At 35.1% G+C, this 13161-nt stretch carries 13 protein-coding genes; 8 read left to right on the top strand and 5 right to left on the bottom strand.

Translation table 11 applies throughout. The features are described 5' to 3' along the window. The first annotated feature begins 383 nt into the window (after positions 1 to 383). The 5 genes from CM19_RS11720 (at position 384) to nurA (ending at position 7188) form a co-directional block, all read left to right on the top strand. Positions 384 to 932, top strand: a complete 549-nt coding sequence (locus CM19_RS11720) for a hypothetical protein (RefSeq protein ID WP_048100638.1) — start codon at positions 384 to 386, stop codon at positions 930 to 932. 70 nt (positions 933 to 1002) lie between these two features. After that, complete coding sequence (herA, locus tag CM19_RS11715; protein WP_048100637.1) at positions 1003 to 2505, top strand: DNA double-strand break repair helicase HerA; 1503 nt, start codon at positions 1003 to 1005, stop codon at positions 2503 to 2505. A gap of 4 nt (positions 2506 to 2509) precedes the next feature. Further along, positions 2510 to 3652: a DNA double-strand break repair protein Mre11 gene (mre11, locus tag CM19_RS11710; protein WP_171714234.1), complete on the top strand. Its 1143-nt coding sequence runs from the start codon at positions 2510 to 2512 to the stop codon at positions 3650 to 3652. After that, positions 3633 to 6227: a DNA double-strand break repair ATPase Rad50 gene (gene rad50 / locus CM19_RS11705; protein WP_048100636.1), complete on the top strand. Its 2595-nt coding sequence runs from the start codon at positions 3633 to 3635 to the stop codon at positions 6225 to 6227. Before mre11 ends, rad50 begins: the two co-directional genes overlap by 20 nt. Beyond that, positions 6163 to 7188: a DNA double-strand break repair nuclease NurA gene (gene nurA, locus CM19_RS11700; RefSeq protein WP_048100635.1), complete on the top strand. Its 1026-nt coding sequence runs from the start codon at positions 6163 to 6165 to the stop codon at positions 7186 to 7188. Before rad50 ends, nurA begins: the two co-directional genes overlap by 65 nt. Here nurA and CM19_RS11695 read toward each other — a convergent pair. The 3 genes from CM19_RS11695 to CM19_RS11685 are packed head-to-tail and all read right to left on the bottom strand — an operon-like array spanning position 7172 to position 9107. Continuing rightward, positions 7172 to 7987, bottom strand: coding sequence for a cation diffusion facilitator family transporter (locus tag CM19_RS11695; RefSeq protein ID WP_052349553.1), 816 nt, complete (start codon positions 7985 to 7987; stop codon positions 7172 to 7174). The genes nurA and CM19_RS11695 overlap by 17 nt on opposite strands. A 36-nt stretch (positions 7988 to 8023) precedes the next feature. After that, on the bottom strand, positions 8024 to 8644 hold the full coding sequence (locus CM19_RS11690) for a class I SAM-dependent methyltransferase (protein WP_048100634.1): 621 nt from the start codon (positions 8642 to 8644) through the stop codon (positions 8024 to 8026). Further along, positions 8631 to 9107, bottom strand: coding sequence for a hypothetical protein (locus CM19_RS11685; protein WP_048100633.1), 477 nt, complete (start codon positions 9105 to 9107; stop codon positions 8631 to 8633). The genes CM19_RS11690 and CM19_RS11685 overlap by 14 nt, the downstream gene beginning before the upstream one ends. A gap of 68 nt (positions 9108 to 9175) precedes the next feature. Between CM19_RS11685 and CM19_RS11680 the strand changes: the two genes are divergently transcribed. Further along, complete coding sequence (locus tag CM19_RS11680; protein WP_048100632.1) at positions 9176 to 9982, top strand: CBS domain-containing protein; 807 nt, start codon at positions 9176 to 9178, stop codon at positions 9980 to 9982. Here the strand turns inward: CM19_RS11680 and CM19_RS11675 are convergent. Beyond that, complete coding sequence (locus CM19_RS11675; protein ID WP_048100631.1) at positions 9972 to 10268, bottom strand: MTH1187 family thiamine-binding protein; 297 nt, start codon at positions 10266 to 10268, stop codon at positions 9972 to 9974. The two genes, CM19_RS11680 and CM19_RS11675, sit on opposite strands and share 11 nt — an antisense overlap. Positions 10269 to 10345: 77 nt before the next feature. Between CM19_RS11675 and CM19_RS11670 the strand changes: the two genes are divergently transcribed. Further along, complete coding sequence (locus tag CM19_RS11670; RefSeq protein WP_048100630.1) at positions 10346 to 10750, top strand: Fur family transcriptional regulator; 405 nt, start codon at positions 10346 to 10348, stop codon at positions 10748 to 10750. On the opposite strand, the gene CM19_RS11665 is transcribed toward CM19_RS11670, so the two are convergent. After that, positions 10717 to 11640: a nucleoside hydrolase gene (locus tag CM19_RS11665; protein ID WP_048100629.1), complete on the bottom strand. Its 924-nt coding sequence runs from the start codon at positions 11638 to 11640 to the stop codon at positions 10717 to 10719. The genes CM19_RS11670 and CM19_RS11665 overlap by 34 nt on opposite strands. Before the next feature lie 398 nt (positions 11641 to 12038). Here CM19_RS11665 and CM19_RS11660 point away from each other — a divergent pair. Further along, positions 12039 to 13161, top strand: a 1123-nt coding sequence (locus tag CM19_RS11660) for an RNA-guided endonuclease InsQ/TnpB family protein (protein ID WP_052349552.1), incomplete at its 3' end; no start/stop codon positions are given.

Raw genomic sequence — 13161 nt, 5'->3', positions numbered from 1 at the left:
CGTGAGTACTTTTCTCGATCCTAATTACAAGTCTACCCATCATATTTAGGACTTAAATTATTATTGTTTTTAAAGATATATAAGTGTTTTAGAAGAAAAATAGACTGCGACACTCATAAAAATATCGTAATTTAAGCAATGCTGCTAACTAGGTGGAAAAAGTGGAGGTATATCCATAATTTGTCAGCTTCGAGTTACTTCTTCACCTTTCAGGATTGAAGTCAGTCATCACATCATCTTAACTATTCTATAAATAATATTTAATCTATCCTCCTCTTTTCATTATTATCTTTTCAGACGCTTAAATTAGAATGTAATACAGTTAATAGAGATCTTAGTTAAAGTTTATTAACTTACCGTTAACATACTTAGTAGTGAACAAAATGACTCTCGGAAAAGAGACCGAAAACGGTCTAAAATTCTTGTTTAAGGCAAATGCAGAAGACTACTTAACTCTAAGTTTCTTGGCAGACAAACTCGAGGCTATGGGCAAGAAGGAGGAGGCTAAAATACTAAGGGAAAAAGCTAGAGTTGAATTTGGTCACGCTAGAGGAATATTCGAAAAACTGCTAGCTAATACTGATGTTAATTCTGTTCTCTCTGATTTTGCAGTAGAAGAAGATGCTGAGCATGTAGCTGAGTACAATAACGTTGCAATGAAGGCTAAAGAAGAGGGACATGCTGATGTTGAAGCTATGCTCTGCGCATATGCAGAACAAGAGAAGGATATCGCTAATACAAGCGCTAAGGTAATGAAAATGCTCAAGGATTTTGCAGTAGAAGAAGATGCTGAGCATGTAGCTGAGTACAATAACGTTGCAATGAAGGCTAAAGAAGAGGGACATGCTGATGTTGAAGCTATGCTCTGCGCATATGCAGAACAAGAGAAGGATATCGCTGAAGCAACAAAAAGAATAGCTAAACTCCAGTAAACTATTATTTTTTGTATTACCTATTAGGCATTAGTATAGTTTATATATGTTATACTTATAAATTATCTAAATGCAGGACGATAAGGGGATTATCGGTTATGTTGTTGGCGATTCGACCATTGAGTATTCAACTGTTCTTACTCAAAAGCCAATTAGATTAGGCCGATACGTTGAAATGGATTATGATGACTCTAGGGTAATAGGCTTAATTACTCAAATAACAAGGGGAAGTCCTATGATTGATGGTGATACTATAGATGTAAACGTAGTTGAGAGACTAAGAGCCTTTGATAGTAAAGTACCCAAATATATAAGAGCCGAGGTTAAGTTACTTTACGATTTAAATAGTTCTTCAAGACCTGAAGTGCCCCCTCTAGCTGGGACTCCAGTTATTTTAGCTCGAGAGGAGGAACTGGCTAAACTATTCTCTGAGGGTGATTTAAAGATAGGAAAATTAGTGGGAACAAATGTAGAGGTTAAAATTAGAGTAAATTCTTTAGCTAGACATTTAGCTATACTGGCAGCTACGGGAAGTGGAAAATCAAATACGGTCGCAATCTTATCTCAAAGGATAGCTGAGATTAATGGGGCTGTTATAATCTTCGATTATCATGGCGAGTACTCTAGAAGTGATTTAAAACCTCTAAACGTAATTCCTCCTAGGCTAAATCCGCTTTACCTAACACCTAGGGAATTTTCCGGACTCTTAGAAATTCGAGGTAATGCGCCAATACAGTATAGAATATTAAGGCGGTCATTTCAACAGTATAAGAAAGAAATCCAGGAGAAACAGGATAAAGGAGAACTTGACCTTAGCAGTTTAAACCAGTCATTTGTAGACGATATAGAGAGAATAATAGATGAAATGCAGGAGAAGAAAGAGAAGAAAGAGAAGAAAGATGCAGTAGAAGAAGTTAAGAATAAACTTGAGGAATTTGCGGACAAGTATAGTGGAATTCTTGACTTAGTTGCCAGAGATATTGTTAATAACGTAAGGCTTGGGGCAGTTAATGTAATTGATATAAGTCCTCTAGATGAAGAGGCTATGGATGCTGTTGTCTCTCACTATTTGAGAAGAATACTAGATGCAAGGAAGTCTTTTAAGAGGGAGAAATCTGGGCTAACATTTCCGGTAATTCTAGTGATCGAAGAGGCCCACGTATTTCTATCTAAAGATGATCCAACGTTAACTAGAACTTGGGCTTCTAGAATAGCTAGAGAGGGAAGAAAGTTTGGTGTAGGTCTAGTTATTGTGAGTCAGAGACCTAAAGGGTTAGACGAGAATATATTGAGTCAAATGACGAACAAGATTATACTTCGAATTGTTGAACCTAAAGATAAGGAGTATGTATTACAGACTAGTGATAACCTCAGTGAGGACTTGGTGAACCAACTATCCACTCTAAATGTAGGAGAGGCCTTACTTATAGGTAATCTAATGAGGATTCCTGCAGTTGTAAAAGTAGATGCATACACTGGGGCTTTAGGTGGAACCGATCCAGATTTAAGGGGAGAATGGGAAAAAGCGTTAAAAGATATTGAGATAGAGAAAAGTGCTGCAGATTTTGGGTGAGATTATTCAGATTTTACACATTTCTGATACTCATCTAGGTTCAAGGAGGTATAGCTTGGACTCAAGGGAACAGGATGTCTATGATGCCTTTAATCAGTTAATAGATATCGCTATAAGGGAACACGTTAAGGCAATAGTACACACTGGCGATTTGTTTGATGTCTATCATCCTCAGGTCACTTCAATAAAGGTTGCTATAGATGCATTAAATAAAATTAAAGATAAGATCCCATTCATTTCGATCCCAGGAGATCATGACACGCCAAAGAGGAAAGGATATATATATCCCCAGAGGCTACTTAGTGAATCTCTGAATTTAGTTACTTTCTTATCAGACGGAGAGTGTATAGAAATAAAAGATCAAGTAAAACTGAGTATATGCGGAATAAGACATATACCTACTGTCTCTGCTCAAATATTAAAGGATAAACTAAAGTCTATAAAACCTAGTGCGGAAAGAAATGTATTAATGTTACATCAAGGCTTGAAAAAGAAGCTTCCTTATGATGGATCTTGGCAGATAGAAGAAGGAGATCTTCCTCAAGGATTTCAATATATTGCGTTAGGGCATTTTCATACTAGGTTTAAGGAGATCTTGCCAGATGGAGGGATATTATCAATAGCAGGATCTCCAGAAATAATTAGAGATGAAGAAATAGAAGGTTATGAAAAGTACGGGAAAGGAGCATATTTAGTAGATCTTAGTCAGAAACAACCTGACATTCAACCAATAAATTTGAATATAAGACCTCAAGAAATATTTAATATAAACACTAACTCAATTGATAGTGATTTAGAGGATCTAGTAAAAAAGTGTTCTTCTTATAGTAAGAAGCCAATAATTCACATAGTTCTTCAAGGAGAAAGAATAGAAAAAACAACTCTTTTCAAGAAATTAAGAGTCTTGCAAGACATTACAGAGTATTATAGAATAGCTAGAGATGAAACAACTTGGGGAAATATAGATATTAGTGTTAAGAGTTCTAGTTCAGTAAATCAATTAATAAGAGATTACTTGAAGCAAAGAGGGTACAATGATCAAGAAATGGATTTGATTGTTGAAATGATTAATCATTATGATGAGGAGGAAATTGTAAACCCTCTATTGGTTAAATTGGTGGGATTAGATGAGAATAGAAGAAGTTGAACTTTCAAATTTTCTTAGTCATGAGAGAAGCCTTGTGTACTTTAAGGGAAATATAAATGCCATTGTTGGACCAAACGGGGCTGGAAAGACCTCAATAATTGAGGGAATTTCTTACTCCTTATTTACAGACTCTCAAAAGGGAGATAGAAAAGATCTGATAAAGAAGGGTGCAACAAAGTCATGGATTAGACTTAAGTTTACTCAAGGAAAGTCTACCTATGAGGTAAAGAGAAACGTTACTTCAAGCGCTGAAGATTTACTGGTACAAGATGGTAAACAGGTTATAGCTAGAGGAAGAACAGAAGTTAACAAGAAAATTGAGGAAATGTTTGGTCTAGATAAGGATGTTCTTCTCTCGACAGTTATAGTTAGACAAGGAGAAATTGAGGAAATATTTAATAATCTACCTGATGTGATGAAAAAAATTCTAAAAATAGAAAATATAGAAAAATTGACCGATAGCAGAGGTCCAATATATCAGATGAAGACTAAAATAGAGGCTGATATACGAGTAATCGAAGAGCAAGAAAAGAGACTCGCAGATCTAATAAAGGAGAAAGAAGATAAGAGAAACAAACTTGTAAATTCGCAGAATGAGCTCAATAGGCTAAAGGATGAGGAGGTGCCTCTTATAGCTAACATTGAGGAATTAGAAAACGAGCTAAAGGTTTTAGAAGATAAGAGAAACAAATATTTTGTACTCGATAACCAACTCTCATTAGCTTTACAAGAGAAAAACGAGATAAGCGCATTCTTAGAAAAAGTTAAGAGCCTTGATGAGGAAATCAAGAATGTAGATAACCAGATTAACCAGCTAAGTTGGGTCGAAAAGGCAAGTGCATACAAAGAAGAGCTTGCTACTTTAGTCAAACAAAAAGGCGAGATAAGTAGACAGATCAATAAAATTACTTCAGAAATTGAAAAGGTCAAAAAGAACCTGGAACTAAAGAATAAATTATATCCCAAATTTGAGGAATATCAGAAGGCTAAGGACGAATATGATAAAATTATGCAAGTTCATGAGAATTATACTAGATTATCTGGAGAGATTAAATCTTTGAAAACTCAATTAAACAAGCTTAAACAACAGCTAGATAAGTTCGGTAAAATAGAGGACATTGAGGTTGTAAAGCGGAAAATAGAACAACTTGATGAGGAAGTTAAGAGAAAAAGGGAAGAAAAAGCTAAGAATATTGCAGAGAAGACGAGATTAGAGAACGTTTTAAAAAACCTTGAAAATGCTGAAGGAGGTAAATGTCCTGTTTGCGGACACCAACTTGACAAAGATCATATACAAAAATTAGTTGAAGAAAGCACAGAAAGAATTGGAGATTTGAGTTCTAATATTATAAACCTTGAAAAGGAGGTAAAACAAGGTGAAAAATATCTTGAAGAGTTAAGGAATAAATTGAATATATTAACTGAAGCTTGGCAAATCAAATCTCAGTATGATACAAGCCAAAGTTCTATAGAAGAAAAGGAGAAAGAACTTGAATCGATGGAAGAACTAGAGGAAAAATACTTTCAGCTTCAGAGATCATTAAAAGACCTAGAGCCTTTATTCAATCAATATCTCTCAGTAAAAGAAGTTACGGAGGAAAGATTAGATGAATTACTTAGAGATCTCTCTAGTTTTCAGAGTAATCTCCAAGAACTTGAGGAGAAAGAGAAAGAATTGAAGGAAAAAATAGGTGATGAAAAGGTTCTGCAAAAAGCAGAGAGAGATCTTCAAATATTAAAGCAGCAGTATTCTCAACTACTAAACAAAAGAGGAGAGAAGCATGCAAAAGAAGAGAGACTAAATGATCTAAATCAACGAATAGCTGAATTAAAATCCAAAATATCTTCCCTTAACTATACTGAGGATTATTATAAGAAAGTTAAGGAAGAGCATCAAAATTTAGATAAAAGATTGAGAGATCTCCAAAACAATATTTCAGCCCTTGAGAAGGAGATAGAGATCCTCAGTGCGGATATAGATAATTTATCTAAAAAAATTGAGGAAGATAAGAAGAATGTATCTAAACTTCCTAGTCTTGAAAATGCGATAAAAAAGATTGACAAGTTAAGATCAGATCTAGGAGGAACAGGTCTACAGAACTTTCTAATATCCTCTCTCAAAAGTAAAATAGAAAATAATCTAACAGAAATATTAGGAAAATTTGACCTAGCGTATTCAACAGTAGAACTGGACTTTGATCTCTCTGGAAGAAGGAATAAAAGTAGAGCGGAAATAAAACTATTCAATAATGCTGGACAGGATTTCACAGTAAACCAACTAAGTGGTGGAGAGAGAGTAGCCCTCGGTTTAGCGTTAAGATTAGCTATAGCGAACTCCTTAATGGAGGATGTAGGTTTTATGATTTTAGACGAACCAACTGTTCATTTAGACGATGAAAGAAAAAAGGAATTAATGGATGTAATAAGAAGCTCAATGGGAATTGTTCCTCAAATCATGGTAGTAACTCACGATGAAGAAGTCAGGGATATATCTGATTATATAATTCAAGTTGAAGCAAAAGGAAACGGTAGTAGAGTTAAGGAGGTTATCCCAGACGATCAACAAGGCTTATGAAGAGCTAGTAAACAACTATTCAGAAATAAAGAATAAGATTTCCGTCTATTCTGAGAATCTAAAGGAAAAGGTTCAAGATGAAATAAATAGAAGCTGGAGAACATATACTCCTGCTCCTAAAGAGTCTACTTTTTTATCGATCGATGGAGGCGAATTTCTTAAAGAGTTTAGAGTAGGGTCCGTGGCAGTAGTTAATGCAGAGGCACTTCTCTTCGATGGTGAAAACTATGATGCTGTGGGTACCACTTCAAAAATTCTTACTTTTAGTCCAGGAAATCTAGCCAAGGAGAGAACCTCTGAAGTTATGGCCATTCTAGAAGTAAATCTAGCCATTGAACACGCAGATAAATCTGAATTTGTATTAATGGATGGAAGTTTTGCTAAGAAATTGGAAAAAGCTAAACCAGGATACTTAATATCCAATTCTCTCGACGAAATTTTATCTATGAATGGAGAGAAAGAGATGTTATATACACTAATCGCTAAAAAGCAGGCACAATTAGCTCAGCTAATTTCTAAGTATAGGGGAAACGTTCTCTGGATTTCGAAGAATAGTAAGGGTAATGATCTGTTTAACCAAAACATATCCGACGTGGGAATACTTGAAGCGTTAACTGAGGAACCTGGTTATACTTTGCCAATAGTTCATAACGTAGATCCTAATACTATTATTAACAGTGAGGAAACTAGACCATTAAATGGATTGCAGTATAGTTCCTTTTACTTAAGATTAGATAAAAACGCAAAAGTGTTAAAGGTAGATATAGTAGGGATTATTAATGAGCAGCAAGCAAAAGATATCTTAGATATTCTAAGCTCAGTATCAGTGAATGGATATCCATACCCCTTACTTAAGGTACATTTTGACGTTAAAGTAAGTAGAGAGGATAGGAGAAGGATATTACAGATAATAGGTGTAAGAAAGCGCGGAAACTCTTGGTGGCCTAATCAACTCTTTTAGTTTCCTTCTTTGACTCAAACTGTATCGTAACGTGATTTATACCATACTTTTCCATGAGGATTTTTTCTATAGCTAATCTTTCATTATCTAACTGCCTTAATGTTGTATCAGGTTTCTCTTCAACGTGTAGAGTTGCAATCCTCATATGTTCGCAAATTGTCCATACATGGACGTGATGAGTCCCAGGTATTATCGACGATATATCGTCCAATATGATGTCCGTATTTATTGGAGACTTCTCCATTACAACGTCTAAGTATGCCCGTAAGTTTTTGACGTTCATGGAAATCATTATTATGAGGATAATCACCGAAGTTACAGGGTCTAATATATATAACCTCGTTAATAATACGGCTATACCTCCGGCTAAACCTATTAAATAGGATACTGTATCAGAAATAGCGTGAATCCTAATACTTTTCTTTACGCTTCCATTTTCCTCTTTTAGAGAAGCCATAAAAGCGAATAACGCGGTTAATGCAGATGCCGCTATAACGATCTCTGGTTTGTCTACTATATGGAATGAGAAGAATAGAAAATCTACAACTCCTCCTATTAATGAACCCAAAATAACTACAAGGACATTGGATATTGCTGATATTACTTCTAATCTATGCAGGCCGTACGTATAATCTGGACTCCTTCTATTGACAATACCCAAAGCTAAAGAAGAGAATGTAACAACTGCAGCATCCATAAAAGAATGAATCGCTTCTGTAACTATTATCGCACTACTTGATGTCAACGCAAAGCATAGAGATACAAGAAAAGTTATCCAAAACCAAAGTACCTGTCTCATTCACCTATCAATTAATTTCATTATTTTTATATCTTTCTAAGGGAAGCCCAAATGATTTTTCTTGATTCCTTTTACGCATAGAAAGCCTCCAAACGGGTCGTTTTTTGGTTCCTCGTATTTAGCATCCTCTAGAGGGGCAAAATGAAGGGTTGACTTAATTTCAACTAAATTAAAATCTTTTAGAGCTGATAATAGCTCTTCCTTAGATATAAAGTGAGCTATCGAATAGTACTTATGCCCTTTTTCCCCTAATTGTTGGTAAAATTTTCCCCAGCTAGAGTCCTTTGGGACAATACATACTCCTATTTCCTTTGAAGAAATTCTTTCCATTTCTCGAATAAGCTTTTCGGGGCTTTCAAGAAAGCATATTGCAACTGAAACAAACGCACAAGGCATTGAGTTATCCCTAAAGGGTAAATGCATTGCATCTGCTTGAACCTTATCCTCCTCAGGGTCTGCTTCCTTTAACATTAATATTGAAATATCAACACTTATAGTTCTACCCTTTAGAGCATCGTGGAAAACAGATGGTCCAGAACCAATATCTATGCAGTTCTCTAAGTTCAAAGATTTAACTAACTCCCTTTCAGAGTCGTATATTTCTTTATGGTTAAAGTACCAGTTGATGTAACCTTTAGGGTCTTTAAATACTTCCATTAGTAATCCCAGTTTCTGAAAGCTTTATAAGCTCTTTATTTATACTTAATCTCTCGTTTATATCTGAAAGTAAAGATATTAATTCCTCTTTTCTTCTCCTTAAAGACATAGATCCATACATTATACTATTCATTTTACTTTCTAGGTATTGAAGTTCTCTTTCTATACTCTCTTTAAGTTTTATATAATATGAATAAATATCAAATAAACTGGAATTAGAGATTCCATCATTCTCTCTAATAGAAAAATATGGACAAATATAGCATAGTACTGGATGTGGTCTAGTTTTGTTATTAGACTTCCACGTATTTACAATGTTCTCTTCCATCTTTATTTTACAGAATGTACCATCAAAGAAGTAACACATGTTTCTCTTTCTCAATCCAGACCTATACACGTCGTTATAATTAGTTATCTTCGATGAAAGTACAGTGTTTAATATAATTTCCCGAAAATCCTCCATAATAAATAACTAGATTTTGACACTTATTAACCTAAATGATTTTTATGTTGTTTTAACTATTGTAAACTATGGGTATTGTTAGAAGTTCAATAGTTATGAGGCCCTACGATAATTTACTATATGCACTCAAAGTAATGGTAATGGAATACATACCAAAAGCAGTTGTAACTGATGAAAAAGGATTCCCTCTTGGGATAATTACACAAAAGGACATTATTAACTTTGTTTATAAAAAAGGAGAAGAGACAGATTTTGATAAGATTTACGTTTCTGAGGTCATGAAAAAAGATATAGTATGTGTAGGCGAGAGCATAGATCCGTTAGAGGCTGCTCAGATTATGATTGATAAAAGGCAACCGATGCTTGTCGTATGTTCAGATGAAGGAAAAGCTTTAGGTATTATTATAAAGACTGATTTAACTCAGTATTATGCTGCCCAAATAAAGGGAGTACAAAAGGTTAGAGAATATATGAGCACTCCAGCAATAGCAATTGGGCCTGATGATAGTGTTATTGAGGCAGTAAAAACCATGGTAGAGAAAGATATAAGTAGAGTAATCATAGTAGATAATGATAGAGTCTCGGGGCTGTTAACTACTACAGATCTTCTTTACCTATTACCAGCTTTAAAGTACAAGGAGTGTAAGGTGTCTGTAAGAGATTCCATGAGTCCGAATATTATTGTTGTAGAGGAAGAAGAGGACTTGAATAGCGCAGCTAAACTAATGGCCTCAAGGAAAATAAAGGGGATTCCAGTAGTTGAAGGAGATAGACTAAAAGGAGTAATAACTACAACTGACGTTACAAAAGCACTATTAGACGATAGAGTCAGAAAATATCTATACGAAGTTAAAATGTATACATCTACATTTTAATGACGTCTAACTTATGATCTATTGAATTTTCCTTATCTCTTCTATCGTCTACTTTTATTATCGTAACTATTCTTTTTACACCCATATCTGTTAACTTATTATCTATTTCTTTGATTATCTTTCCAAGGTCTTCTATGTTATCCAGCTCTAATGTAGTCATGGAAGGTGCGGGGTAGAACTTTACTCCTTTAGCCTTTAACACTTCATAAACAGCTTTCACATAAGAGGAAATACTTGTACTTCCCGTTCCTATGGGTTCGACGCTTATATCAACTAGGTATTTCATAGGTAAGTGATAACAGAAAAAAATTAAAGAGTTTCTATGATAAGTTTTAATTACTCTAAGATAAAAGTTGTTACACAATGGATACTGAAATAGTTGAAATGCTAAGAGGGAAGGGACTTAAAGTGACTCCTCAAAGGCTTGCAGTTATGAAATTATTAAGTAGAGGAGGTCACTTTAATGGGGAGCAAATATACGAAGAGCTGAAGAAGAATGAACCAAGCATAAGCTTATCAACGGTATATAATGCATTAGAGGCTTTAGAAAACGCTGGTATAGTAAATTCCTTCGAAGCTAATGGTATTACTTGGTATGAAATGGCAACTAAGGCACATATAAATGTATTTTGTCTAGATACGAAGGAAATAATAGATGTAAGTGCAAATCTTCAAGATATAGAAAACCAGTTAATGGAAAAGGGATTCGATGTTAAAAACGTGAGTGTAGTTGCCTATGCTAGCTGTAATAAGGTATCTAACAAATAGCTTCTAAACTTATTATGATCAGCTTTTGTTACTATTTCTACTTTATTACTTCTAGGAAGTTGGTCGTACCAGTCAATAAGCATTCCGCCTCTAGCTCTTGAGCAAGTCTCAACCTTAACTTCATGTTTAACCGTGTTTAGAGCTATGTTCTTATCATAAGCGATGGTGACAGTTAAGGAGTCTGGATGAATACTTCCTGGATTTCCTTGTTTTTTAGAGAATTCTCTTAGTGTTTTGTTAACTTTTATAAAGAATTCAGAAGATCTTGATTTAAGAGACGAAATCTTTTCCCATAGTATATCATCAACTACTCCAGCCTCTTCTGTAACCTCCCAAGGAACTATAGTTATATCAAAACCTGCGTTGAGTACTATCTCAGCAGCTTCTGGATCGGTCCAGAAATTGAATTCTCCGAGTTCTGTAGTATTTCCCTTAGTAAATGCTCCACCCATTATCCAGACTTTCTTAACTCTATCAACTAATTCATTATCTATGAGATACGCTAAGGCGATATTTGTAAGAGGAGAAATAGCTAGTATCTCAAGCTCATCTTCATATTCCTTGGATAATCTTAGGATAGCATCTATCGCTCTTTCAGAAGATGGGGAGAGTTTTGGTTCCTCATAGTTCCACTCTCCCATACCATTCTTTCCATGAACCTCCTCTACAGTCCTCCAATTTCCTAAGATTGGTCTTCTACTACCTAGGTAGACAGGGACATTAAGTTTGAAGTATTCAACTGTAAATAGAGCATTTCTAACTTGATTTTCATAATTAACATTGCCGGCAACTATTGTTATTCCCTTTAACTCAAAAAATCTTGAGGCTAAAATAATGGCTATAGTGTCGTCACTTGCCGTATCCGAGTCTATTATTGCAACTCTTTTCATAAGTCACCTAATCCCTTTGATTATTTTTATCTTTATCCTAATGGATTGGGGAGATGTGAGACTAACGTTGTGGTGAAGATGGATTTTCCAAAAATATGTTAAGTCATTTTCAGATAATATTTTTAGCGCCACTGATAGATCAGTCGTAATTGATTCGACGAATTGGAAATATACTTCGGGAATCGTGGTAATTTAAGTCTGTAGAATACGAATGTTTCTCTATTTACGTAATCATAACGTGGATAAGCCCTTGTTGTATATGTCAGATTAACTTCTCAGATTAACTTCTCAATTGTTTCCCTACTTTTACAACTGAAAGCCTCGCTCTTTAGAGCGGGGATGTGGTTAAGAAAAAGTTTATAAAAAGATAGAGAGTAACTCCTAATGAGGACGGTACGGTGGGTAAACCTAAGAAGAGTAGTAAGGGATCAGTCCCTATGCCTACCGTACCAGTCCTAAGACGCACCGTAACTGTAGAACTAATTCAAACAAAAGAACAAGAGGAAGTGTTAAAAGAACTAGGAAACTTGTGTTCAAAACTATGGAACCAAGTAAACTATGAGAGGAGAAGACAGTTCTTTAACGGTGAACGTGGTGTTGATATCAAGGGTACCTATACAAAGTGGTATAATGAGTATAAGAACATGATAGGTACAATAACAACACAACAAGTTTTAAACAAGAACAATGAGGCGTGGAGTTCATTCTTCTCTCTATTGAGAGCAAAGAAAGATAAAAAATTACTACCATTTATCAAGAACGTAAACCCACCAGGTTACTGGAAAGACAGGAAGGAGAGGAAGTTGATAATCGTGTTAAGGAAAGATCAATACAAGATAGATGAAGAGAAACAAGAGATAGAACTTCATCATTTAGGAAAATTCAAGGACTTGGCAATAAAATACAATGGGGAAATATACTATAGAGGGGAACAAGGGAGGTTGGAAATAATATACAACTCCGTGTTGCACAAGTGGTATGCCCACATTACCATAAAGGCAAGTGAGAGACTTGACAGAAAGAATGATGAATGGGTGAAAGTACCGCTAACACCAAAAGGTAATTTAGTAGGTGGGATAGATATAGGGATAAACAACCTCTTTGCTGTCTACATCTCTGACGGTACACAAGTGTTAATCAAGACTAGAGTGTTAAAATCAATCTCGTACTACTTCATGAAACTGATAAGTATGAAACAGAAGTTGTTATCCTTGTATGACCAGCCATTTTCGGGTAAAATAAGGCGATTATATGTTAAGTGGAAGAGGGAGTTAAACGCTATAATAGATACTACCGTAAGGAAAGTTGCTGAATTCTTATACAACAAGGGAGTCTCATTAATTAAGGTTGGTTATCCAAAGAACATAAGTCAGAAAAAGGGTAACTTTCTAGTTGTTAACGTCTGGTCTTATAAACAAGTTATGGAAAAGTTGAGGGATGTTGCTGAAGAACACGGAATAACTGTTAAGTTTGTTAACGAGTCGTATACCTCGACCACTTGTCCCATCCACGGCAATGGAT

Origin of the sequence: Candidatus Acidianus copahuensis, from assembly GCF_000632495.1 — an archaeon.
GTDB lineage: Archaea > Thermoproteota > Thermoprotei_A > Sulfolobales > Sulfolobaceae > Acidianus > Acidianus copahuensis.
The sequence above is the reverse complement of the archived record's forward strand: the minus strand, read 5'-3'. Positions and strand labels throughout refer to the sequence as shown.

Bases quoted from the DNA above. Each gene is read 5' to 3' on its own strand.
- CM19_RS11680 (WP_048100632.1), top strand. From the start codon at position 9,176: ATGGGTATTGTTAGAAGTTCAATAGTTATGAGGCCCTACGATAATTTA.
- CM19_RS11670 (WP_048100630.1), top strand. From the start codon at position 10,346: ATGGATACTGAAATAGTTGAAATGCTAAGAGGGAAGGGACTTAAAGTG.
- CM19_RS11675 (WP_048100631.1), bottom strand. From the start codon at position 10,268: ATGAAATACCTAGTTGATATAAGCGTCGAACCCATAGGAACGGGAAGT.
- herA (WP_048100637.1), top strand. From the start codon at position 1,003: ATGCAGGACGATAAGGGGATTATCGGTTATGTTGTTGGCGATTCGACC.
- rad50 (WP_048100636.1), top strand. From the start codon at position 3,633: ATGAGAATAGAAGAAGTTGAACTTTCAAATTTTCTTAGTCATGAGAGA.
- CM19_RS11720 (WP_048100638.1), top strand. From the start codon at position 384: ATGACTCTCGGAAAAGAGACCGAAAACGGTCTAAAATTCTTGTTTAAG.
- CM19_RS11695 (WP_052349553.1), bottom strand. From the start codon at position 7,987: ATGAGACAGGTACTTTGGTTTTGGATAACTTTTCTTGTATCTCTATGC.
- CM19_RS11690 (WP_048100634.1), bottom strand. From the start codon at position 8,644: ATGGAAGTATTTAAAGACCCTAAAGGTTACATCAACTGGTACTTTAAC.
- CM19_RS11665 (WP_048100629.1), bottom strand. From the start codon at position 11,640: ATGAAAAGAGTTGCAATAATAGACTCGGATACGGCAAGTGACGACACT.
- CM19_RS11685 (WP_048100633.1), bottom strand. From the start codon at position 9,107: ATGGAGGATTTTCGGGAAATTATATTAAACACTGTACTTTCATCGAAG.